16 protein-coding genes and 1 riboswitch are annotated in these 24,021 nt (G+C 68.7%); of the genes, 11 read left to right on the top strand and 5 right to left on the bottom strand.

Going from position 1 to position 24,021, the window contains the following annotated elements; genetic code table 11:
* Positions 1–234: 234 nt before the first annotated feature.
* Complete coding sequence (locus H5411_RS14240) at positions 235–2,802, top strand: glutaminase domain-containing protein (RefSeq protein WP_183124049.1); 2,568 nt, start codon at positions 235–237, stop codon at positions 2,800–2,802.
* A gap of 41 nt (positions 2,803–2,843) precedes the next feature.
* Here the strand turns inward: H5411_RS14240 and H5411_RS14235 are convergent, their stop codons facing one another.
* Positions 2,844–4,343: an acyl-CoA synthetase gene (locus H5411_RS14235; protein ID WP_101439071.1), complete on the bottom strand. Its 1,500-nt coding sequence runs from the start codon at positions 4,341–4,343 to the stop codon at positions 2,844–2,846.
* An 83-nt stretch (positions 4,344–4,426) separates the two neighbouring features.
* Here H5411_RS14235 and H5411_RS14230 point away from each other — a divergent pair, with 83 nt between their 5' ends.
* A complete protein-coding gene (locus H5411_RS14230; protein WP_183124048.1) occupies positions 4,427–5,086 on the top strand; it encodes a TetR/AcrR family transcriptional regulator in 660 nt (219 codons plus the stop codon).
* Positions 5,087–5,462: 376 nt separating this feature from the next.
* Positions 5,463–8,870: a DEAD/DEAH box helicase gene (locus H5411_RS14225; RefSeq protein WP_312878244.1), complete on the top strand. Its 3,408-nt coding sequence runs from the start codon at positions 5,463–5,465 to the stop codon at positions 8,868–8,870.
* A gap of 4 nt (positions 8,871–8,874) precedes the next feature.
* Here the strand turns inward: H5411_RS14225 and H5411_RS14220 are convergent, their stop codons facing one another.
* Positions 8,875–10,449: a succinic semialdehyde dehydrogenase gene (locus tag H5411_RS14220; protein ID WP_101439073.1), complete on the bottom strand. Its 1,575-nt coding sequence runs from the start codon at positions 10,447–10,449 to the stop codon at positions 8,875–8,877.
* A 15-nt stretch (positions 10,450–10,464) separates the two neighbouring features.
* A complete protein-coding gene (locus H5411_RS14215; RefSeq protein WP_101439074.1) occupies positions 10,465–12,093 on the bottom strand; it encodes a GMC family oxidoreductase in 1,629 nt (542 codons plus the stop codon).
* 115 nt (positions 12,094–12,208) lie between these two features.
* Here H5411_RS14215 and H5411_RS14210 point away from each other — a divergent pair, with 115 nt between their 5' ends.
* The 4 genes from H5411_RS14210 (at position 12,209) to H5411_RS14195 (ending at position 19,281) form a co-directional block, all read left to right on the top strand.
* On the top strand, positions 12,209–17,293 hold the full coding sequence (locus tag H5411_RS14210) for a leucine-rich repeat domain-containing protein (RefSeq protein WP_101439075.1): 5,085 nt from the start codon (positions 12,209–12,211) through the stop codon (positions 17,291–17,293).
* 123 nt (positions 17,294–17,416) lie between these two features.
* Positions 17,417–17,502: riboswitch (adenosylcobalamin (AdoCbl) riboswitch) on the top strand.
* 42 nt (positions 17,503–17,544) lie between these two features.
* On the top strand, positions 17,545–17,754 hold the full coding sequence (locus H5411_RS14205; RefSeq protein ID WP_043827060.1) for a CbtB domain-containing protein: 210 nt from the start codon (positions 17,545–17,547) through the stop codon (positions 17,752–17,754).
* Between the two features lie 25 nt (positions 17,755–17,779).
* A complete protein-coding gene (locus tag H5411_RS14200; RefSeq protein WP_183124047.1) occupies positions 17,780–18,619 on the top strand; it encodes a CbtA family protein in 840 nt (279 codons plus the stop codon).
* Positions 18,616–19,281, top strand: coding sequence for a (2Fe-2S)-binding protein (locus H5411_RS14195; RefSeq protein ID WP_312878241.1), 666 nt, complete (start codon positions 18,616–18,618; stop codon positions 19,279–19,281). The genes H5411_RS14200 and H5411_RS14195 overlap by 4 nt, the downstream gene beginning before the upstream one ends.
* Before the next feature lie 4 nt (positions 19,282–19,285).
* On the opposite strand, the gene H5411_RS14190 is transcribed toward H5411_RS14195, so the two are convergent.
* Entirely contained in the window at positions 19,286–19,858 is a 573-nt protein-coding gene (locus H5411_RS14190) for a DUF3558 domain-containing protein (protein ID WP_183124045.1), read from the bottom strand.
* A gap of 153 nt (positions 19,859–20,011) precedes the next feature.
* Between H5411_RS14190 and H5411_RS14185 the strand changes: the two genes are divergently transcribed.
* Together H5411_RS14185 and H5411_RS14180 are read left to right on the top strand one after the other, a co-directional pair.
* Positions 20,012–20,212, top strand: coding sequence for a hypothetical protein (locus H5411_RS14185; protein ID WP_101439079.1), 201 nt, complete (start codon positions 20,012–20,014; stop codon positions 20,210–20,212).
* 124 nt (positions 20,213–20,336) lie between these two features.
* Entirely contained in the window at positions 20,337–22,718 is a 2,382-nt protein-coding gene (locus H5411_RS14180) for an HAD-IC family P-type ATPase (protein ID WP_183124044.1), read from the top strand.
* Positions 22,719–22,767: 49 nt separating this feature from the next.
* Here the strand turns inward: H5411_RS14180 and H5411_RS14175 are convergent, their stop codons facing one another.
* Positions 22,768–23,037: a DUF1918 domain-containing protein gene (locus H5411_RS14175; protein ID WP_183124043.1), complete on the bottom strand. Its 270-nt coding sequence runs from the start codon at positions 23,035–23,037 to the stop codon at positions 22,768–22,770.
* A 256-nt stretch (positions 23,038–23,293) separates the two neighbouring features.
* On the opposite strand from H5411_RS14175, the gene H5411_RS14170 reads away from it, so the two are divergent.
* A complete protein-coding gene (locus H5411_RS14170) occupies positions 23,294–23,815 on the top strand; it encodes a PadR family transcriptional regulator (protein ID WP_101439536.1) in 522 nt (173 codons plus the stop codon).
* Positions 23,815–24,021, top strand: a 207-nt coding sequence (locus H5411_RS14165) for an ATP-binding cassette domain-containing protein (RefSeq protein ID WP_183124042.1), incomplete at its 3' end; no start/stop codon positions are given. The genes H5411_RS14170 and H5411_RS14165, both read left to right, overlap by 1 nt.

Below are 24,021 nucleotides of genomic sequence, written 5' to 3'. Positions count from 1 at the left end.
ACGGACAGCGCTTGTCAGCTTTTCGGCGGCTTCATCAACGCGGCAGCGGAATCGCGGACCGGCACGGATGCGGTCGCCGGGTGGGAAAGCCGCGCTCATTGACACTGCCTGTCCGGAAACGGACAGCGTTTGTCAGTGCTTTCGGCAGATTTACAACGTTGTATCGCGGTGCCACACTGAGGTCGCTCGGTTCCTTCTTTCCCGTGTCCGGCATCTGACCGAAAGAAGCTGTCGATGTCCTCCTCCGAATCTCCCCGCGAAGTCAGCCGCCGCGACGCCCTGCGCTGGGCGGGCACCGGCGCAGTCGCGGCGGCCGCGCTCTGGTGCGCCCCGGAACTGGTCCAGTCCACCGCGTCGGCAGCTCCGGCGGGCACGCTGAACCCGTTGCGCCCGCCCGCGACGCCGCTCGTCGTGCGCTCGCCGTATCTCTCGACCTGGCAAGCGGCGGACAATCTGCCCGGCACCTGGTCGACGTTCTGGAACGGGCACATCACCGCGTTGTGCGGGATCGCCCGGATCGACGGCGCCGCGTACGTGTTCGCCGGTGCGCCGCAGCTGCCGTCCGGGCCGAGCCTGACCCCGATGACGCAGAACTCCTTGCAGGTCACCGCAACCCGCTCGATCTACGAACTCTCCGGCGGCGGCGTGACCCTCACCGTCACCTTCTTCTCGCCGGTCGACCCCGGCAACCTCCAACGGCAGTGCGTGCCGTTCGGCTATGTCGCCGTCGCCGCCGCGAGCACCGACGGCCGGGCGCATGCCGTTTCGCTGCATTTCGACTCGTCGGCCGAATGGCTGCAATGGGACTCGGGCACGCCGGTCGGCTGGCGACAACAGCAATCCGGCGGCATCACGTCGTTGAGCGTCCAGGCTGCCTCGCCGGCTGTGCTCGCCGAGGACGGGCACGACCAGCCGCGCTGGGGTTCGCTCGTCGTCGCGGCGCCTTCGGCCGAGGTGACCTGGCAAATCGGGCAGGACACGGTCGTGCGCGCGACGTCGGCGAACGGGGGAGCGCTGGCCGGGACGAGCGATCCGGACCAGCCGCGGGCGATCAGCGACCGCTGGCCGGTCCTCGCGTTCGCCAAGGACCTGGGCACCATCCGGCCGGACGCGGCCGTCGATCCGCTGGTCGTGGCGATCGGGCACGTCCGCACGCCCGCGGTCAGCTACCTCGGCGCGCAGCTGGCGCCGTGGTGGACGCACTACTGGTCGTCGTGGCAGGACATGGTCGCGTGGTTCCACGCCGACTACCCGGCCGCGCTCGGCACCGGCATCGCGCTGGACCAGCGGATCGCGAGCGAAGCGTCCGCCGCGGCCGGCGGCGGCAGCACCGGCGACCACTACGCGGCGATCTGCGCGCTCGCGCTGCGCCAGGCGTTCGGCGGCACCGAACTGGTCGACCGGAACGGCTCGCCGTGGGCGTTCCTGAAGGAGATCTCGTCCAGCGGCAATGTGTCCACAGTAGACGTGATCTATCCGGCACTGCCCGGCTACCTCCATCTGTCGCCGGAGTTCGTGCGGCTGCTGCTGGAGCCGGTGCTCGACTACGCGGAACACGGCGGCTGGCCGATGACGTTCTCGGAACACGACATCGGCGCGTCCTATCCGAACGCGGCCGGGCACAACGACGGCAACGAGGAGAGCATGCCGGTCGAGGAATCGGCCAACATGCTCATCATGTCCGCCGCGGTCGCGCAGCGGCTGGATTCCGCGGCGGCGAAAGCGTTCGCCGGCGCCCACTACGGAATCCTGCGGCAATGGGCCGAATATCTCGTGGGCACCACGCTCGACCCCGGCAACCAGAACCAGACCGACGACTTCACCGGCTGGATCGCGCACAGCGCCAACCTCGCGTTGAAGGGAATCATCGGCGTCGGCGCGATGGCCGTTCTCGCCGACGTCACCGGCAATTCCGCTGATGCCTTGCGGTACCGGTCGATTTCGCGGTCGTACATCAGCCAGTGGACGACTTTGGCCGACGACGGCTCGCACCTGCGGATGGCGTATGACCAGCCGGGAACGTGGAGCCTGAAGTACAACGGTTTCGCGGACCGGTTGCTGGGCCTCGACCTGGTGCCGGTCGGCACCGCCGCGCGGGAAGCCGCCTGGTACCAGTCCCAGCGGGGCGCGAACGGGGTTCCGCTGGATCCGCGCCACGACTACACGAAAGCCGACTGGGAACTCTGGACGGCCGCCTGGCTGACCGACCACACCGACATCCGCACGACGCTGGTCGAAGGCGTCCACAGTTTCGCCAACACCACCGATTCGCGGGTTCCGTTCTCGGACTGGTACTTCGTCGCGGACGCCCGGCAGTCCGGTTTCCAAGCGCGTCCGGTCGCGGCTGGGTATTTGGCTCTGCTGCCGCGTCCGGCCGCCTCGACCACCTCGTGGCGCCGGATCGAGAACCAGCGCTCCGGAAAACTGCTGGCGGTGCAGGGTATGTCGCTTTCGGACACTGCCGATGTGACGCAATGGCAAGACAACGGCACGGTCGATCACGTGTGGACGGTCGTGGACAGCGGCGACGGGACCGTCCGGATCATGAACCGCAACAGCGGCAAGGTGCTAGCGGTGCACGACCAGAGCCTCGACAACGGCGCGCACGTGCAGCAGTTCCAGGACAACGGAACACCGGATCACCTGTGGCGCATCGTGGACGCCGGCGGCGGCTGGTGGAAACTGGTGAATGTCCACAGCGGAAAGGTGATGGCGGTCGATCAGCAGTCCACTGCGGACGGTGCACAGGTGACCCAGTGGGACGACAACGGGACGCCGGACCATCTGTGGCGGTTCATCTGACCCGGTGACGTGCCGTGAGGGGATCTGGTTCCCCTCGCGGCTTACCGGGAGACGGAAGCAGCGGAATCGGTGTAGCGGGCCCGAAGTTCGCGTTTGAGCAGCTTTCCCGTGGCGTTGCGGGGAAGCTCGTCCACCACCTCGACTCGGCGGGGGCACTTGAAAGCGGCGATCCTTTCCCGGCAGTAGGCGATCACCGCGTCCCCGTCGAGCGAGTCGCCGGCCGGCACGACCACCGCGACCACGGTTTCGCCCCACTGCGGATCCGGCGCGCCGATCACCGCGACGTCGGCGATGTCCGGATGCCGGTGCAGCACCTGCTCGACCTCGATCGGATAGACGTTCTCGCCGCCGGAAATGATCATGTCTTTCTTGCGGTCCACCAAGGTCACGAAACCGTCGGCGTCACAGCGGGCGAGGTCGCCGGAGTGGAACCAGCCGCCGCGCATGGTTTCGGCGCTGGCTTCGGGCAGGCCCCAGTAACCGGCGAAGACGTTCGGGCCGCGCAGCACCAGTTCGCCGACCGTTCCGGTGGGCACGTCCTCGTCGCGTTCGTCCACGATCCGCGCCTCGACGTGCAGGAAGGGCCTTCCGACGGACCCGGCGTGCGAGCGCACGAACGCCGATTCCAGCACCAGCGCGGCGGGGGAGAGTTCGGTCATCCCGAAACCCTCCACAAAGGTCAGTCCCTTGCCTTCGTAGAACTCGATCACCGGCAGCGGGCACGGCGCGCCGCCGCACAACAGGTACCGCAACCGCGACAGGTCGTAGGAATCGAAGTCCGGGACCTGCGTCATCGCCGCCCACATCGCGGGCACCATGAAGTGGACGGTGACCTTTTCCCGCTGGAGCAGTGCGAGTGTCTCTTGTGGATCGAACTTGCCGGCGACCACCACGGTGCCGCCCGCGTACAGCAAAGGCAGGGTGAACAGCGCCAGCCCGCCGATGTGGAAAAGCGGGGCGACGGTAAGCGTGATGTCCGACGGGAGAATGCCTTCGCCGGAGGTGAGCACGTTGACCGCGTTCGCCTCCAGGTTGCCGTGGGTGAGCATCGCTCCCTTGGGGCGGCCGGTGGTGCCGGAGGTGTACATCAGCACCGCGACCTCGTCCGGCCCGGTCGGTTCGGGTTCGACGCGGTCCTCGGTCTGGCCGAGTTCGCGGTTGTTGACCAGCGTCCGTGCGCCGGAAGCCTCCTTCGCGAGCGCGGCGAAGGTGTCGTCGTGCACCACGACCACCGGCCGGGCGTCGTCGAGGAGGTACTCGATTTCGGCCGCGGCGAGCCGGAAATTGATCGGCAGCGTGATCGCGCCGAGCCAGGCGACCGCGAAGAGAGTTTCGAGGTAGCCGGTGGAATTCAGGCCGAGCAACGCCACGCGGTCGCCCTTGCGCACACCCAGTTCGCGCAGCGCCGCCGCCCGCCGCGCGACCCGGCGTTCGAGCTCGGCGTACGTGATCCGCTCGCCGGTCTCCGCGGCGACCAGCGCGACCGACTCGGGGGTGACCGTGCCGCGCCGGACAATCCACTGCGCCAAGCTCGCTGCCATGCCGAGACTCCTTCGTCGCCGGGGACCACGATGAAGGTAACCGTACGGACGGTCAGTGGTCAAACTTCGGCTACAGTGGGCCGATGCCACCCAAAGGCCGCGCCGGGGACATCCTGGCGACGTTCACCCGCTGCGTCGCCGAGCGCGGATACGACGCCACGAACTTCTCCGACATCGCCGGCGAGCTGGGACTGTCGAAGGGCACCATCGTGCACCACTTCGGCACGAAGGACCGGCTGCTCGCCGCGCTGCACGAGTCGTACATGCGCCGCAGGCTCGCCGAGGCCGCGCTGATCCGCGACCGCCTCGCGACGCCGACCCGCCAACTCGCCGGGCTGCTGTACGCGTTCATGCTGTACCAGGTGGTGGACCGGGAGGCGACCGTCGCGTTCCAGCGCGAGGTCGTCCGGCTCGCCGACCACGAGGCGATGGCCGAGGGCCGCCGGATGCGCGCGGAATACCTCGACCTGGTGCGCGCGACCTTGTCCGAAGGGATCGCGTCGGGGGAGTTCCGCTCGTGTGATGTCGAGGTGCAGAGCCTGCTGATCTTCGGCTCCGCGCAATGGGCATGGACGTGGTTCGACCCAGCCGGCCCGGTGTCGGCGGAGCAGGTAGGCGCGCAGCTGGTCGATCTTGTCCTGGGCGGACTGCTGACGCGCCGGAACCGGCTGAACGGATTGACCGAAGTGGACGGACAGGTGGCGCGAGTAGTCCGTCGGTCCATTGCGGACACGGCGGCTTAATGTGATCGGCGACAATAGAGGACGTCGAGAGACCGATCTTCGGCGCGGCGATCGGGAGCTTGGCTCCGCGGCGTCAGCGATAGAGCTTGCTGGAGCAATCGCCGTGTACCCGCTCGCTGCACTGGCGGATGAGCCCTGGGTACCGATGAATTCGTAGCAGGACGGGGATTCTCTCCCTGAAACCTTAATATCAATCCGGATTGTTGCCTTTTAAAGAGTTGGAATATTCCACGGAACGGCCGCCGCGAATGGAGGTGAACGGGGCGAGTACAATCGCGTCCGGGCGAGGGAACGAGGGGGTCCGGTGGGAGACGGTGCTCGCACGGCGGAAATCGTGCGTTTCTGGCGGATGGTCGAAATGTTTACTCCGCAGAATGTGCCCAAGAAACCGAACACCCGGCCCGGCGCCGACAGCGAGCAGCTGGTGTTCGATCTCCCTCCGCGTGGCCTGGCGCCCTGGGAAGAAGGCCATCCCGTGTGGAGCCTTCCGGCGAAGCCGCGGATGACCTGGCAGTTCACCGTTTACGGTGGCCTGTACGAACTGTCGGCGGTCCGGAACGAGCTCGTGCGGGCTTTGGGCCGCGACACCAAGGAACCCGACGGGCGGCTCGACCGGCACACCGCGCTGCTGGCGTTCACCGTGGACGACAAGGGCTGCCTGGTGGAGAACTCCGCGACGTTGTCCGCCTGCGCATGGGCCATCGGCCGCACGCGCTCGCCGGGACCGGGTGCCCGGGACTGGCTGGACGGGTTCGAGGCGGAGGAACGAGAGTTCGCCAGGCAGCTCGACAGGCTGGTCCCGCCGTCGGCAAGGAGGTCGCCGGCGGACGACGACTCCGCCGAGCCGGGCGAATCGATGGCGAGCAGGGTAGCGCAGGCCGCCGGCGACCAGGTCAAGAACGCCGCGGCCGAGGCGCTCAAAGCGGGTGCGAAATCGGCCGGGACCGCGGTGACGACTGTGGCCGCAGCGGCAGTGACCTCGGTCGCCGGCCCGGTGGTCGGCGGGATCGCCGGCAGCGTCGCCGGCGCGTTCGCGGAAAAGCTGCTGACCCCGCGCAAGCGAGAGAGGACTCCGGAGACGCGTCCGTCCGGCTCGGTGCCTGAGCAGACGGACCTGGAAGAGACGGTCGGCTGGCCGCGTCTCACCGCGGGCGATGTGCACCGGCTGGTGGCTTCGCTGGCAAACGAGCTCGGTCTCGGCGCGTTGCGGCCGTCCGGGGTCCGCGTGAAGTGCGCCTTGGTGCCGGTGCGCGAGTCGGCCGAGGCGGGCGAGCAGAATTTCCTCAACAGCTTTATCGCGAAGGATCTGGGCAGGATCGAACAAGAGCTCCGGAACGGGAACGCGGGGCCCGGTCTCTTGCAGTACCTGACCGCGCCGCGCAGTGTTCCCGTCGCGGACCGGGTCGACGTGCGGCACAGCCCGGACGCGGTCGTGGCGGGCGTGGCGCCCGGCAGTATCCCGGTCGGCCGGTGGCCGACCGACGTCGGAAAACCCTTGGTGCTGAGCCAGCAGTTCGCGGTCGACCGGATCTTCGCCGACCTCGCCGACGGCAGCGGGCTGTTCGCGGTGAACGGCCCGCCGGGAACTGGGAAGACGACGATGCTGCGCGACGTGCTCGCGGGTGTCCTCGTCCGGCGGGCCGAACGGCTCGCCGCCCTGCACCACCCGGTCGACGCCTTCGCCGGGCAGATCGGCAGCGTCGCACTGAGTGCGAAACACACCGCTCACGTGTACCGCCCCCGGCCTGAACTGACCGGGTTCGAGGTGGTGCTCGCCACCGCGAACAACGGAGCGGCGGAGAACGTCACCGCGGAAATTCCCGGGGTCAATGCAGTGGGCGGGGCCGCGGCCGAAGCACTCGACGCGGACTACTTCACCGAACTCGCGTCGCACGTCCTCGACGCACCGGCTTGGGGGCTGATGGCCGCGACGCTCGGCAGCATGAAGAAGCGGAGTCGCTTCGCGAGCAGGTTCTGGTGGGGCGACGGCCAGAGCCGAGCGGAACCGGCTGAGAAGGACGGATCGCCCGAACAGGCGAAGAAGAAGCCCTCCGGAATGCTGCACATCCTCCAGCAGGCGCAACGGAAACCCGAAACGGCCGCGGACTGGGCTCGTGCGGTCAAGCGGTTCAAAGACGCTCTGGCGGACGTCCGGCGGCTCGCAGCGGAACGACAGGGCGTCGCTGATGCCGTGGCCGCGCATCCCGGCTGCCGGGTTGCCCGCGACGCGGCGGCTGACCAGGTCGTCGCGGCGGCTCGCCGAGCCGAGCACGCGCGAGGCCAAGCCACCGCCGCGGAACGGGCGCTGATGCAAGCCCGGAAGACGTTCGCCGACGAGGACGCGGAGTCCAAGCACCACGCGCTCAGCCGTCCTGGATTCTGGATCCAGCTCTCCACCTGGTTCAGGGCGGGCCGCGAGTGGGCGAGCGTCGCTGCCGAGCTTCGGCACCGCCGCGCGGCAGCGAAACTGACGTGCGAGCGGGCGCACCAGACCGCGGCCAGCTGGCAAGCGGAGCTGGCTGCAGCCACCGCGACCTGGCAACAGGCGGTGCAGGTGAGGGACGCGGCTGAACGGACGTTCGCCGACGTTTGCGCGCGCATCGAGGAAGGCCGCCGGCGCTGGCCGGGGAATGTGCCTTTTCGCCTGGATTTCGACAGCGACTCCGAGTTCCAGCGCTGCGCGCCTTGGGCCGACACGGAGTTCACCGCGGCGCGCAACCGCCTGTTTCTCGAAGCGCTGCGGCTGCACAAAAGGTTCGTGCTCGGCGCTGAACCGCGGCTGCGCGACAACCTGGCCGTGATGGAGGCGTACCTGACGGGCCGGGTCAAGCCTGAGCCCGCAGTTCTGCTCGCGGCGTGGCAGGCGTTGTTCCTGGTCGTGCCGGTCGTGTCCACCACCTTCTCGTCCCTGCCGCGGTTGTTCGCGGGACTCGGCCGGGAATCCCTGGGCTGGTTGTTCATCGACGAGGCGGGGCAGGCGACTCCGCAGGAAGTCGTCGGCGGGATCTGGCGGGCCCGGCGTTCGGTGATCGTGGGTGATCCACGGCAGCTCGAGCCGATCGTGTCGCTGCCTTCGTCCGCGCAGGAGGTCCTTCGCCGCTATTGCCAGGTGGACGCGCAGTGGTTGCCGGACGCTGCCTCGGCGCAGCAGATCGCGGACCGGATGGCGCGGTACGGCACCGAACTGGCGGACTCGGACGGCAGCGGTACCGCCTGGGTGGGAGCGCCGCTGCGAGTGCACCGGCGGTGCGACCGGCCGATGTTCGAGATCTCGAACGACATCGCCTACGGCGGGACCCTGATGGTGTACGGGACGCGCCACGACGGCGTTTTCCCGGGGCGGAACGGCTGGATCCATGTGCCCTCTGGCGCCTCGGACGAGCATTGGCTGCCTGCCGAAGGCGAGGCGCTGGCGGACCTGCTCCGGCAGCTCCGGCGGGACGGCGTCCGGGCTCAGGACATCCGGGTGGTCAGCCCCTTCCGAGCGGTCGTGCGCGGTTCGCGCAGGATCGGCCGGAACGTGCTGGGGGAGGAGTTCGCCGGGACGAACGTCGGCACTGTGCACACTATGCAGGGCAAGGAATCCGACGTGGTGATTCTCGTGCTCGGCACTCCGGACCACCGGGAGCGGGCACGGGAATGGGCCGCGGAGAAACCGAACCTGCTCAACGTCGCCGTTTCGCGGGCGAAGCGCCGGCTGTATGTGATCGGCAACCGGCAGAACTGGCGGACCCAGCCGTACTTCAGCGTGCTCGCCGACCGGATACCGGACTTCGAACGATGATCGGCTACCGGATCCTGAGCCGACGCATCATTTTCAGTCCGGACAGCATTCCTTCCACGTACTTCTCGTACTTCTGTCCCGGTCGCGGGCTCATCACCGGCTTCTTCAGCACCGCCAGGTTCTGCACGTCCGTGTACTTCAGCAGTCCCTGATCCCCGTGCCGGGCGCCCACTCCCGAGGTTTTCACGCCACCGGACGGAGTTCCCTTGGCGGCGTACGCGGTCGCCAGGCTGTCGTTCACGTTGACGTTGCCCGTCTCCAGCCGGGCGGCCACCGCGGACGCCGCGCGGAGGTCCTTGCCCCACACCGAAGCGTTCAACCCGTAGTCAGTGTCATTCGCCAGCTCGACAGCCTCGTCGACCGTCCGGTACCGGTGCAAGGCCACCACCGGGCCGAACGTTTCCGTGACTCCGCAGAGCATGTCTTTCGTGACGCCTTCCAGAACGGTCGGCTCGAAGAACGCTGGCCCCAAGTCCGGCCGGGGACGCCCGCCGCACAGGACGGTGGCGCCCTTCTCGACCGCGTCGTCCACATGGGACTTGACCCGGTTCATGTGGTCCACTGAAACCAGCGAACCCATTTCCGGACCGAAATCGTAAGCCGCCCGCACATCCAGCGAGGAAGCCTTGGCCACAAAGGCTTCCTTGAATTCCTCGTAACGCGACTCCGGCAGGTAGATCCGCTCGATGTGCATGCAGATCTGCCCGGTGTTGCCGAACGCGCCGAACACCGCGCCCGGAACCACGTCGGCGAAATCGGCGTCCGGGAGCACGATCATCGGGTTCTTGCCGCCGAGTTCGAGACAGCAGCCGATCAGGTTCCGGCCCGCTCGCTCGCCGATCACCTTCCCGGTGGCGGTCGAGCCGGTGAACATCACGTAGTTGGCCTGGTCGATGAGCGTCGGGCCGACGTCCGGGCCCTCGCCGCACACGACCTGGAACAGGCCCTTCGGCAACCCGGCTTCTTCGAGCAGCCGCACGCCGTACAGCGGTGACAACGCGGTTTTGTTGTCCGGCTTCAACACCACCGCATTGCCCGCCATCAACGCCGGAATGGCGTCGGAAACCCCGGTGGCGAACGGGAAATTCCACGGCGCGATGATCCCGACCACGCCCTTGGGAACCCGGATCTCGGTCGACGACGACACGAGCGGCACCGGTCCGCCGCGCCGGGTCGCGGCCAGCAATTTCGGGGCCCGCCGCAGATAGTGGCTCATGATCATCGGCGGATCGCACGTTTCCTCGATCGCCATCCGGCGATTTTTGCCGCTTTCGACCTGGATCAGGTCGGCGACCGTGCGCGCGCGGTCGAGGAAAAGCGAATGCGCGCGACGGAACACCGCGAGGCGTTGTTTGAGCGGCGTCGCGGCCCATTTCGCCTGCGCGGCCCGAGCGGCGGCGAACGCCTGTTCGATGTCCGACGGCGTCGACTGCGGCAGGTCCACCAGGACGTCGCCGGTGTAGACCTCGGTGAGCGGCCACACCGCGCCGCCCGAACCCGGCACGCGCGCGACGAGCTGGCGGAGGAATTCGTCGGTCGCCGAAGCCGGCCGGGTGGGCCGGACCGGGGTGAGGGTCATGGTCTTCCGCTCCCGTCAGTTGCCGGAAAGAACCAGCTGCGCGCCCATTTCGCCGATCATGATGCAGGGCGCGTTGGTGTTGCCGCCGGTGATCGACGGCATGATCGAGGCGTCGCACACCCGCAGCCCGTCCACGCCGCGCACCTTGAGGTCCGGCCCGACGACAGCCAGGTCGTCGACGCCCATCCGGCAGGTGCCGACGCCGTGGTACACCGACGTCGCGCGGTTGAGGATCGCGTCGCGCAGTTCCTGGCCGCGCAGGTGCGTGCCCGGGTGGATCTCCTCGTTGATCGAGCCCTTGAACGCCTTCGACGCGAAGATCTCCCGCACCATCTCCGACCCCTCGCCGAGCACTTCGAGGTCGGACGGGTCGGAGAGGTACTGGGGGTCGATCAGCGGCGCGGCGGTCGGATCGGCCGAGGCGAGCCGGATCGTGCCGCGGCTCTTCGGGTAGATCAGCGTGGTGAGCACGGTCAGCGCCGGCCGCTTGTCGACCGGATGGCGGATCGGCGCGTCCTGGTTCGGCGACACGTACGCCCAGGGCAGCAGGTGCAGCTGCAGGTCCGGCACTTCCGAGGCCTGCGACGTTTTGAGGAACGCGAGCGCCTCGAACACTGAGTTCGCGAGGAACGTCGAACCCGGCTTGAGCAGTTCGCGCGCCATCCCGCGGGCGAAATACGGTGCGGTGCCCTTGTTCTTGCACGACGACACCTGGAACGTGAGCGCGTGGAACATGTGGTCGTGCAGGTTGTCGCCGACCGGCAGATCGGCGAGCACCTCGATGCCGTGTTCCTTGAGGTGCTCGGCGTGCCCGATGCCGGACAGCATCAGCAGCTGCGGCGACCCGACGAACCCGGCGGAGAGGATGACCTCCTTGCCCGCCCGGACTGTGCGGCGCGTGCCGTTGGCGTCGGTCACCTCGACGCCGGTCGCGCGGCCGTTCTCGATCACCACCTTTCGCACGAACACGCGGGACTGGATCTCGAGCGTCCGGGGCGCCAAGTGGTGCAGGTAACCGCGCGAGGCGCTGTAGCGCAGGCCGTCGGCGGCGTTCTGCTGCATCCGGCTGACGCCTTCCTGCGACTCGCCGTTGTAGTCGTCGATGATGTCGCAGCCGATCGCGTCGGCCGTCGCGTCGAGGAACTGCAGCGTGCCTTCCTGCGGGATCTTGTTGCGGGTGATCTTGATCGGCCCGCCGGCACCGCGAAACGCGTTCTCGCCGTCCTCGAAGTCCTCCATGCGCTTGTACGCGGCGTTGACGCTGTCGGCGTCCCAGCCGGTGTTGCCCTCGGCCGCCCAGGAGTCGAAATTCGCCCGGTTGCCGCGGACGTAGACCATCCCGTTGACCGAACTGGAGCCGCCGAGCACCTTCCCGCGCGGCACCGGCATGCGCCGATCGAGAACATGTTTCTGCGGGACTGAGTAGAACCCCCAGTCGCTCATCTTCTTCAGCTGGGGCACGGCGTGCAACGGGGCCACGAGCCCCGGCTTGCGCAACAGCAGCTGGTTGTCGCTCTTGCCCGCCTCGAGCACGATCACGCTGGCCCCGGACTCCGCGAGCCGCCCCGCGACGGCAGCCCCCGAGCTGCCCGACCCGACGACCACGTAGTCGGCTTCGTTGCTCCGGGCCACCCTGGCTGCCATGTCCGCTCCTCGTCCCGCGCACCGCCGAAACTGTAACCTGTTCTAGTTCAGGAACGGTATAGCTTTCCCGCCGGACGCGCAACGCTTCGCGCGCGAACCTGATTGACTTGGCCGCATGGGGACCGAGGAAGCGAATCGCCGCATCGACGCCGTGCTCGCCGCCGGAGAGACGACGCTGGATCTGCAGGGCCTGCACCTGACGGAGGTCCCGCCGCGGGTGGCGGAGATCGGCGGTCTCGAGAAGCTGGTGCTGGACGAGAACTTCCTGCGGGAGCTGCCGGAATGGCTGGCGGGCTTGCCGCTGCGGGAGCTGAGCGTCAGCAAGAACAGGCTGGCGAACCTGCCGGAATGGATCGGCGAGCTGGCTAGCCTCCGCAGTCTGTCGGTGGACCGGAACCGGATCGCCGCGCTGCCTCGATCCCTCGCCGGGCTGCGGCTGACCGAGCTGTTCCTCGACCGCAACCGCCTGGCGGGAGTACCGGACTGGCTCGGCGGGATGGCCAGTCTGGAGACGTTGGACGTGGCCGCCTGCCGGTTGACGGAGGTCCCGGAGTGGGTGCGTGGCCTGCCGAACCTGGTCCGGCTCGACCTGGACGGCAACCGGCTGACAGCCCTCCCGGACTGGCTCGGGGAGATCCCCAGACTGGCGAAGCTGTTCCTCTACGACAACTTGCTGACCGAGGTGCCGCAGTGCCTGCGCGGCCTGGACTTCGTCGAACTGCACCTGCACGACAACCCCTTGACCGGCCTGCCGGACTGGCTGGGCGGGATGACCGGGCTGACGAAGCTCGGCCTGGCGCGCCTGCGCCTGACGGAGGTCCCGGAGTGGATCGCCGGGCTGGACCGTCTCGAGGAACTCGACCTGGACGGCAACCGGCTCGCCGACCTGCCGGACTGGATCGGCGGCCTCGAGCACCTGACCCTGCTGGACGTCGCGCACAACCGGCTGCGGGACCTGCCCGAGCTGCCGTCCGGCCTCCGAAAACTGCGGCTCTCCTCGAACTCGTTCACCGGGCTGCCTGGGCATTTGGCGACCCTGACCGGCCTGTCCGAGCTGACGGCCGGCGACTGCGGACTGGCCGAGGTGCCCGGATGGGTCCGCGACTGCACCGGCTTGACCGTCCTGCACCTCGACCGGAACCTGCTCACCGCGCTCCCGGAGTGGCTCGGCGACCTGACCGAGCTGGAAACCTTGTGGCTCGACGGCAACCAGCTGACGGAGCTGCCGGAGTCGATGCGTCGCCTGAGAAAGCTTCGTCGTCTGGACGTGGACGACAACCTGTTGCGCGGCCTGCCGGACTGGCTCGGCGACTTGAGGGAGTTGCGCTCGCTCGGCGCCGGCGGATGCGGCTTGACCGGACTGCCGAAGTTTCTGAGCGCTCTCGACGGCCTCGAAAGCCTGTCGTTGAACGACAACCCTCTGCGCGAGCTGCCTGCCGGGGTCGTCCGGCCGGAAAACCTGCAGTGGCTCCGGCTGTCCGGCACTCGGCTCGCGGAGCTGCCGGACTGGCTGGGCGATCTCGCTCAGCTCACCAGGGTGGACCTGGACTTCTTGCCTCTGTCCGAGGTGCCGTCGTGGCTGCGGGAATGCACTGAGCTGACCGAACTGCGGGTCGCCGGCTGCGGGCTGGAAACCCTGCCGGAGTGGCTCGGCGAGCTCACGTCCTTGCACCTGCTCAACGCCTCCTCGAACCGGTTGTCCGGCCTGCCCGGCTCTTTCGACCGGCTGACCGGCTTGGTCGAGCTGCGGCTGGACAACAACCGGCTGGCCGAGCTGCCCGCCCAGCTCGCTCCGCTCACCCGCCTTCGCGTTCTCTCTTTCCGCGGCAACCAGCTCGCGGAAGTGCCGGACTGGCTTCGGGAGTTCACCGACCTTCGCGAGCTGTCCCTGGGGAGCAACCAGTTCAGCGGAGTTCCCGAGTGGCTCGGCGACTTCGCCGCGTTGCGGGGGCTCGACCTTGTGGGCTGTGGGCTCGGCGCGCTGCCTGCCTGGATCCGCGGCCTGAGCCACCTCGAAAGACTCAACGCGAGCGGCAACCAGCTCCGCGAACTGCCCGGCTGGTTTCCGGAGCTGACCGCTCTGGCCGACGTGACCTTGGACGACAACAAGCTGACCGCACTCCCCGCGGAATTGGCGGAACTGAAACACCTGTCGGCACTGTCGGTGCGGAACAACCGGTTCAGCGAGCTGCCGCGGTGGCTGGGTTCGTGCCAGGGGTTGACCCAGCTGTGGATCAGCGGGAATCCGCTGAACGGCCTGCCGGACCCGGTGCGGGAGCTGGTGGATCTCACGATGCTGGCCTTGGACGACACGGGGACCGTCGAACTGCCTGCTTGGCTGGCCGGCTTCGGCGGTCTGCGCTTCCTTTCCGCCGCGGGGAACGCGCTCGACCTGACCTCCTTCGACTTCGGCGAGCTGAGCCGGCTGGAGACTCTGTTCCTGAATCGGTGTTCGCTCGGCGAACTGCCGGACACTGTCGCGAGGCTCCGAGCGCTGAGGCGGCTTTTCCTCACCAACAACGAGCTCGCCGCGGTCCCCGAGTGGCTGGCTAGCTTGCCTTGCTTGGTCAGTCTCTCCTTGAGCGGCAACAACCTCGCCTCGCTGCCGGAAAACATCGGCGACCTGGTCTGTCTCCACTGGCTCGACGCGAGCCGGAACTACCTCACGGATCTGCCGGAAAGCTTGGCGGACCTGGTGAATCTCGACAACCTCGACCTGTCGGTGAACCAGCTGTCGAGCTTGCCCGCACGCCTCGGCAAGCTCGCGGGCCTGACCAGGCTTTTCCTGGCCGAGAACGCCCTTGCCGAGCTGCCCGAATCCTTCGGGGAACTCGGCAGCCTCCGGAATCTGGACTTGCGGGGCAACCAGCTCGTCTCGCTCCCCGAAAACTTCTCCCGCCTGGACCGCCTCACCACCCTTCTCCTCTCCGACAATCGCCTCCGCAGTCTGCCCGCCGCTCTCGCGCACTTGCCTAAGCTCACCACCCTCAGCGTCTCCGGTAACCCCTTCATCAGCCCGCCTCCGGAAATCACCGCCAGTGGGTCCGAGTCCGTTCTCGAATTCCTCCGCGAGCGCGAACGCGGCAGCACCGCGCAATGGGTGTCCAAACTCCTCGTCGTAGGCGAAGGCGGCGTGGGCAAAACTTCCCTCGTCCGCGCTCTCGCCGAGGACGAGCACGATCCGGACGAACCCTCCACACACGGCCTGCTCGTGCGGGATCTCGAACTCGACCACCCGGAACGAGATGTCCGGATGCGGATGTCCACCTGGGATTTCGGCGGCCAGCAGATCTACCACGCCACCCATCAGTTCTTCCTCACCAACCGTTCCCTGTTCGTCCTGCTGTGGAATTCACGGCTGGGGTGGGAACAGGGAAAACTGCATTACTGGCTCGACATCATCACCGCCCGCGCGCCGGAATCGCCGATCGTTCTCGTGGCCACGCACATTCACGGCCGTCCGGTCGATCTGCCGCTCGCCGAATTGCGGGCGAAATACCCGAGAATCGTCGCGAGCGTGCACGTGGACAACGCGACGCGGGACGGCGTCGGGGAACTGCGCGATCTTCTCGCGCGGCACGCGGCGGAACTGCCGCTCATGGGTTCGGAATGGCCTACGTCCTGGCTGGCCGCCGCGGACGCGGTGCGGCAGACCCAGGAGAACCACATCACGGTCGGCCGGATGTGGCGGAGCATGGCCGAAGCGGGCGTCACCGGCGCGGAGCCGAGCCGGTTCATCGCCCGGGCGCTGCACGAACTCGGCGACATCCTGTACTACCCGGACGATCCCGACCTCCAGGAAACGGTCGTGCTGCGGCCTTCCTGGGTCAACGACTACATCAGCCGCGTCCTGGACAGCGACGAGGTCGCCGAACGGCACGGGCTGCTCACCCGGGAACACCTCGCCGCGCTGTGGTACGACCTCGACAAGGGGATCCGCGACCATTTCCTCGGCATGATGGACAAGTACGACCTGTCCTACCGCGTCGAGTCGAACGGCGGGGGAGATCTGAGCCTGGTCGTCGAGCGGCTGCAGTGGAATCCGCCCGAGTACGCGGGGCAGTGGGCGGCCGCGCGGGAGAACGCCCAGCAGATCAAGGTGATCTACCAGCTCAACACCATGCCGCCGGGCATCCCGACGTGGTTCATCGCGCGGTCGCACCGGTTCAGCCGCAACGTGCACTGGCGCACTGGTGCGCTGCTCGGCCACCGCGACGGCCGCCACCTCGCGCTGGTCAGTGCGGACCGCCAGCACAACACCGTCGAGCTGACCGTGCGCGGGCCGTCGCCGGTCGGGTTCTTCATGGTGCTCGACGAGGGGCTCAACCTGACCCTGGAACGGTTCCCCGGCCTGGACATCACGCGCCGCGTGCCGTGCCGGTGCGAACCGGACTGCCCGGAGCTGTTCGACTACGAGAACCTCCGCGCCCGGCTGGAACGCACGCCGCCCAAGCACGAGATCGAATGCCACCGCTCCGGCGAGCAGGTTTCGGTGCCGGAGCTGCTGTTCGGCCTCGCCCCGGCCGAGCGGGACTCGACGCGCGCGTCCATGGAGCGGCTGACCCGCACCGTGGAGCAGTTCGGCGAGCGGCTGGAGGAGCAGAGCGACTACCACCAGCGGATGTTCCTGCGCCTGCAACGGCTCGTGCAGCACCAGCAGGAAGCGCGCTGCCCCAGCGTGTTCGCGGTCGTCCCGGCAGGGCGGCGGCGGATCACCGGCTCGCCCTACGAGATCCACCTCTACTGCGAGGAGCCCGGCGCCTGGCATCGGCTGGACGGCGACAAGGGCGTGTACTCGGTGTCGCAGCCGCGGGAATGGTTCGTCAAGCTCGGGCCGCACCTGGAGCACCTCATCCGGGTCATGAAACACGCCGCGCCGCTGGCCGGACCGGTGCTCGGGGTGGCCGCGGGCGTGCTGAACGAGCAGCTGAAATCCGACTGCGACCTGATGAAGGAGCTGGCCGCCCAGCTGCCGAAGGAACTGCACCGCGAGCGCCTCCTGCCGGGTGCGGACCGGCAGGAGGAGGACCTCCCGGAGTCGCACGCGAAGACCGACGCCGACTTCCGCGCGCTGAAGGCGATGCTCGGCAAACTCGACCCGGACGAGGAATGGGGCGGCCTGTCCCGCTACGACACGCCGGAAGGCCTCACGCTCTACCTCTGCCCGGAGCACCTGGCCTTCTACCGCGACCCCGCGTGAGCGTGCTTGCTCCGTTCGGTGCGACCCCGGGCACACCGGCCGCGCAAACCAGGAGATAACGGACAGCCCGGACCCTTGGGCGATTGACGACCGGCCGGACACCGCCGTACCGTGCTGCTCGCGCGACGGCTTCCCGAAGCCGGTGAGATTCCGGCACGGTCGCGCCACTGTGAGCCCCTCCCGGGGCGAGTCAGGTCGAGGAGCCGTCGTCAGGTCCACCCGCAAGGGACGCGTCATCCCGAAGGAGAGCCATGGCCACCATTCCGGCCGACCGGTCCACCCCCGTCGTCTTGCCCGTGTCGAAAGCCGCTTTGCTGCTCGGCGCGACCGTCGTCGGCGCGCTGCTGCTGTACTACTTCATCGGCGTCGACCAGGGCGCGGTTTCGATCTTCGGCAGCGACACCCACGTGCACGAGTTCGTCCACGACGCGCGGCACTTCCTCGGCTTCCCCTGCCACTGACGCGCCCGGAACGGACAACCGAACAATGCAGAACAAGCTGATTCTGCGCGGCCTCCTCGCCGGAGCGCTGGGCGGAGTGCTGGCGTTCGTCTTCGCCCGGATCTTCGCCGAACCGCTGACCCAGGCGGCGATCGACTACGAATCCGGCCGCGACGAGGCGCAGATGGCGCTCGACCAGGCCGCCGGCCTGCCGACCGAGCACGGGGACCACGAGGTTTTCAGCCGTGCCGTGCAAGGCAACCTGGGCATCGGGCTCGGCATGGTGCTCTTCGGGGTCGCGATGGGCCTGCTGTTCGCGGTGACCTACACCGTGCTGCTGGGCCGCGTCGGCCGGATCCGCGCGCGGGTGCTGGCGGTGCTCGTGGCCGGGGCCGGATTCCTGGCGCTGTACCTCGTGCCGTTCCTGAAATACCCGGCCAACCCGCCGGCCATCGGGCACGAGGCCACGATCGGCGCGCGCACCGGGCTGTACCTGACGATGGTGGTCGCGTCGGTGATTTTCCTGGTCGCGGCCGTCGTCGCGGGCAAGCGGCTCGCCCCGCGGCTGGGCAACTGGAACGCGACGCTCGTCGCGGGCGCCGGGTTCGTCGTGCTGTCCGCGCTGCTGATGGCACTGCTGCCGTCGCTGGGTTCGCTGGCCTCCAATGTCGCCGAGTACGGTCCGCAGGCCAGCGAGACCCCGCTGCCGCTCAAGGGCCCCGGCGGCCGGATCGTGTACCCCGGATTCCCGGCCGACACGCTCGCGGGATTCCGGCTCTGCTCGGTGGTGGCTCAGGTCATCCTGTGGACGACCATCGGGCTCGTGTTCGGCCCGCTCGCCGAACGTGTGCTGGACCGCGGGCGCGCGGCTACCGTCGAGGCGTGAACCCGCTGACCGGACTGGGCCCGTTCTTCGCCGTGGACACGCATCCGGCGGGCGAACCGGCCGAGCCGTGGCGTCCGCTTTCCGAAGTCCTCGACGACGGCCCGGTGCTGCGCGAGCGAGTCGCGCAGAACCGGGCCGTGCTCGGCGGCGATTTCGTGGAACCGCGGGTCGCGGCGTCGATCGCGCATCTCGGACTGGCGGCGCGGATCATCTCGCCCGCGTTGGGGCTCGCGGTCGGCGCGGGCGCGGTTCCGGACTACTCGACGGCTTGGTGGCAGCCGAAGCTGGGCGGCGCGTTTCCGTTGTCCCTTGAGGAAAATCCGCCGGTTGAGTCCGATGTGGTCAGTGCGTTCGCTGCGCGGGTGCTGCGCGGGCCGGTGGCGCGGTTGGACGACGCGATGGCACGGTTCTCGCTAGCGCGGAATGTCCGGCGGGGGAACGTGGCGTCGGCGCTGAACGGGGCGGTGACGGTACTGCGTTCCGAGCGTCCGGAGTGGACTGACCGGATCGCCCGAATTGTTGCCGCGCTGGAGGAATTGCCGGAGCTCGCCGGTACCGGCACCCGGGAGAATGGACGGTTCCGTCGCCGCAGCTGTTGTTTGTTTTATCGGGCGGCACCGGATCGGAACGGTCCGAAATGCGGGGATTGCGTACTGATTTGACCGGTCAGGGCGCCCGGTTGGCCTGATAGGCGATCATGCTTCCGGCGAACCGGTCGGCCTCGTAACAGGGATCGCTGTAGGCGTCCAGCTTGGGGTCGGTCGCGGTCACGGTCACGCTGAGAAGCGTGTCGTTGGCGACGCCGGTTTCGACGGTGCAGTGGCCGTCCCCGTTGTCCCGGTGGATGCCGGGGTAGTGGTGGACGGAGACCGGGGCGAAGCCGGGAACAGCGGCTCGGTGATGGTAGAGGGCTTCCAGCCCGCCTGAGGTCGTGTCGACGGAGGCGACGTAGCTCAACGCCTTCGTGTCGCGGGGAATCCAGGTGCAGGCGGTCTTGCCGCCGGCCGTCGCGGTCGTTCCCGGGCTGCTGACGAAGAACGTGACCAGTTGGTCGTGGGTCATCAGGTCGCAGGGTTTGGTCGTGAACTGCGTGAGGTCGAGCGGGGCGTCGGGCAGCGGCGGCGACAGCCGGGGCGGAGGCGTCGGCGCGGACGAGCAGCCTGCGACGCCGAGGAGCACCGCGAGCAGCAGGCCCGCCCGGCGGCTGCCGTGCGGAAGCACAGTTTTGTTCGGCGCCACGGAATTGAGCATAGCTGCGTTCCGGCGCTTTCGGTTTCCCGTCGAAAGGACGCGAAAGACCGTTTTGTGCGGTCGAATGCCTTATCCGTCCTTGGGCATGCAATCGAGATCTGCGCCAGGAACACTCGGGAAGAGAAGACTTGGGAGGTTGCCATGCGCGGGTACCGCAACTACTGGACCTACAGCGCCGGGCTGCTCGTCGCGTGGGCGCTGGTCTTGCTGTTCGTCGGCCTGTTCCGCGGCGGACACGAGGTGGCGATCGTGCTGCCGGTGTTCGGCGGCTTCTGCATCGGCTGGGTGAGCACGACGATCGCGCGTTATGTGTACCCGCCGCCTAAGCAGTGGCTGAGCTGAACCGTCCGCCGGAGGCCGCGCGTCCTGTCTTGGCCGGTGGCCCGCGCCGAGTCACCCGAACGGGCGGACCCGTCGGGGGCGAGGACGTGACGGATTTGCCCGGAAACTGCGTAAGGTCGAGGCCATGCCAGGGGACGACGGCCTGCTCACGCAGGACAGCACGCGCGGGCTCACCGCGGCCGAGGTGGCCGAGCGGGTCGCCGCGGGACGGACGAACGACGTGCCCTCGCGCACCAGCCGCAGCGCGTGGGAGATCGTCCGGGCGAATGTCTTCACGCGGATCAACGCGATCTTCGCGGTGCTCGCGGTCATCATCTTCTCCACCGGCTACCTGCTGGACGGGCTGTTCGCCGGGGTGATCGTGGCGAACAGCGTCGTCGGCATCGTGCAGGAGCTGCGCGCCAAGCGGACGCTGGACCGGCTCGCCATCGTCGGGCAGGTGCGGCCGCGTGTGCGCCGCGACGGGACCAGCGGCGAGCTGGCGCCGGAAGAGGTCGTGGCCGACGACGTGATCGAGATCGGCGCGGGCGACCAGGTGGTGGTCGACGGCGAGGTGCTGGCCGCGGACGCGCTCGAGGTCGACGAATCGCTGCTCACCGGCGAGTCGGACCCGGTGGTGAAGCACGCGGGCGACCCGATCATGTCCGGCAGCTTCGTGGTGGCCGGGAACGGCGCGTACCGGGCGACGAAGGTCGGCTCCGAGGCTTACGCGGCGAAGCTGGCCGAGGAGGCGGGCCGGTTCACCCTGGTCGATTCGGAGCTGCGGAACGGCATCAACAAGATCCTGAAGGTCATCACCTACCTGCTCGTCCCGGCCGGGGCGCTGTCGATCTACAACCAGCTGTCCGGGTCGCAGGCGCTGCCCGCCGCGCTGCGCGGGATGGTCGCGGCGCTCGTCCCGATGGTGCCCGAAGGCCTGATCCTGCTGACGTCGGTCGCGTTCGCGGTCGGCGTGATCCGGCTGGGCCGTCGGCAGTGCCTGGTCAACGAGCTGCCCGCGATCGAGGGTCTGGCGCGCGTGGACGTCGTCTGCGCGGACAAGACCGGCACGCTCACCGAGAACGCGATGCGGCTGTCCGAGCTGCGGCGGCTGCACGAAGCGGGGGAAACTCCGGAGACCGTGCTGGCCGCGCTCGCCGCCGCCGACCCGCGGCCGAACGCCAGCCTGGCCGCGATCGCCGAGGGCTGCCCGGCCGCGCCGGACTGGACGCCGACCGCCGTGGTGCCGTTCTCCTCGGCGCGGAAGTGGAGCGGCGCGGCGTTCGGCGAGCACGGCGACTGGGTGCTCGGCGCGCCGGACGTGCTGCTGCCCGCCGAATCGGAGGAACGCGCGGAAGCGGAGCGGATCGGCGCGCAGGGCCTGCGGGTGCTGCTGCTCGGCCGGGCGGCGAACGCGGTCGACGCGCCCGACGGACCGGGCAAGGTCACGCCGGTGGCGCTGGCCGTGCTGGAACAGAAGATCCGCGGCGACGCCCGCGAGACATTGGACTATTTCGCCGCCCAAGGCGTTGCGGTGAAACTGATTTCGGGCGACAACGCGGTGTCGGTCGGCGGCGTGGCCCGCGCGCTGGCCCTGCCCGGCGGCGAGGCCCCGGTCGACGCGCGGACGCTGTCGGAGGACCCCGGCAAGCTGGCTGACCAGCTGGAAAGCACCGCCGTGTTCGGCCGGGCGACGCCCGCGCAGAAGCGGGCGATGGTCGCCGCGCTCCAAGCTGGTGGGCACACGGTCGCGATGACCGGCGACGGTGTCAACGACGTGCTCGCCCTGAAGGACTCCGACGTCGGCGTCGCGATGGGCGCGGGCAGCCCGGCGACCCGGTCCGTCGCGCAGATCGTCTTGCTGGACAACGCTTTCGCGACCCTGCCGCACGTCGTCGGCGAGGGCCGCCGGGTGATCGGCAACATCGAACGCGTCGCGAACCTGTTCCTCACCAAGACCGTGTACTCGGTGCTGCTGGCGCTGATCGTCGGCGTGCCCGGGCTGATCGGCCTGGACGCGATGCCGTACCCGTTCCTGCCGAGGCACGTCACGATCGTCGGCTGGTTCACCATCGGCCTGCCCGCGTTCGTGCTGTCGCTGGCCCCCAACAACGACCGCGCCCGCCCCGGATTCGTCGGCCGCGTGCTGCGGATGGCGGTCCCGGCCGGGGTCGTGATCGGGGCCGCGTCGTTCGTCTCGTACATCCTGGTCCACCCCGGCAACGCGACCACCGAGGCCGCGCAGGTGCAGGCGAGCACCACGGCGTTGATGACGCTGATGGCGCTGGCGCTGTGGGTGCTCGCGGTCGTCGCGCGGCCGTACACCTGGTGGAAGGCCGCACTGGTCGCGACGATGGCGGTCGTTTCGGCGCTGATGTTCGTGCTGCCGTGGACGCGGGAGATCTTCCAGCTGGACCCGAGCAACACCGGCTACACGCTGACCGCGGTGCTCTGCGCGGCGGCGGGAGTGGTGCTGATCGAGATCGGGCGGTGGATCGGGAACCGGATCGGGCGGGCGGGTCCGTGAGGGGAATCCGGAGGGAAGCAGGGTCCCCCAAGGTTCCCCTCACGGACTGTTACGCGTCAGTCGGGAGATGGTGCTGAAGCGCGCCCAGACCCTCGACCCGTTCCTGGGCGTGCTTGTCCTGGGCGGCCAGCTCCGCGTCGGTCAGCACGATCGCGTCCGGGCCCGGGAAGACCGTCGACTCGTGGTCCGCGCCCTCCCAGCGGACGGTGAACGGAGGGTCGCCCTCGGGCGAACCCACGGCCACGATGCGGCCCCGGTGCTCCGGCACGTCCACCTGGTTTCCCTTCACGACCAGCCAGTCTCCGCGCTGTGCGTGCATGGTTCCTCCTCTGGCGGATAGCGTCGCCTGCAGCGATACCTCATCCCGCCGGGCGTGAAACCTGGGAGTAGTCCGATCGAGGAGAGACAACGGCCGGGAGCCGCACCGCGCGAAGGTGATTGCGGACCGATGGCCTCGAAAAAACGCTCTGAACTGCGAAAACGCACTATTCTGCAGAGGTATACACGGCGCGTATACCTCTGCTGTATAGTGATCTTCACCCCCGGGTTTCCGGGGTCAAGGGAGGAACAGGGGAATGTCGGTTTCACATACCTTGCTCGGGTTGCTCGAGTCGGGTCCGAGGCACGGGTACGACCTGAAACGGGCGTACGACGAGCAGTTCGGGCAGGACCGCCCGCTCGCGTACGGCCAGGTCTACTCGACGCTGTCGCGTCTGCTGCGCAACGGCATGGTCGAGGTCGCGGGGGTCGAGAGCGGCGAAGGGCCGGAGCGGAAGCGCTACACGATCACCGACGCCGGGATCACCGACGTCGAGAAGTGGCTGAGCACTCCGGAAAACCCGGAGCCGTATCTGCAGAACACGCTGTACACGAAGGTGGTCCTCGCGCTGCTGTCCGGGCGCGACGCCACCGACGTGCTCGACGTCCAGCGCGGCGAGCATCTCAAGGTGATGCGTTCGCTCACGAAACGGAAGTACGAGGGCGACCTCGCCGATCAGCTGATCTGCGACCACGCGCTCTTCCACCTCGAGGCGGATCTGCGGTGGCTGGAGCTCACCGCCGCCCGGCTCGGCGAACTCGAGAAGGCGGTGCGCTGATGACCAGGCCGGGAACTCCGTTGCTCGCGGGCAGCGGGCTGCACAAATCGTTCGGCCAGACGCGGGCGCTCGACGGGGCGGCGCTGGCCGTCTCGGCGGGGGAAGTGCTCGCGATCATGGGCGCGTCGGGGTCGGGGAAATCGACGCTCTTGCACTGTCTCGCCGGGATCGTCCGGCCGGATTCGGGCTCGATCCACTACGGCGGG

Source organism: Amycolatopsis echigonensis (genome assembly GCF_014174495.1).
Classification (GTDB): domain Bacteria; phylum Actinomycetota; class Actinomycetes; order Mycobacteriales; family Pseudonocardiaceae; genus Amycolatopsis; species Amycolatopsis echigonensis.
This window is presented reverse-complemented; position numbering and strand designations above follow the sequence as displayed.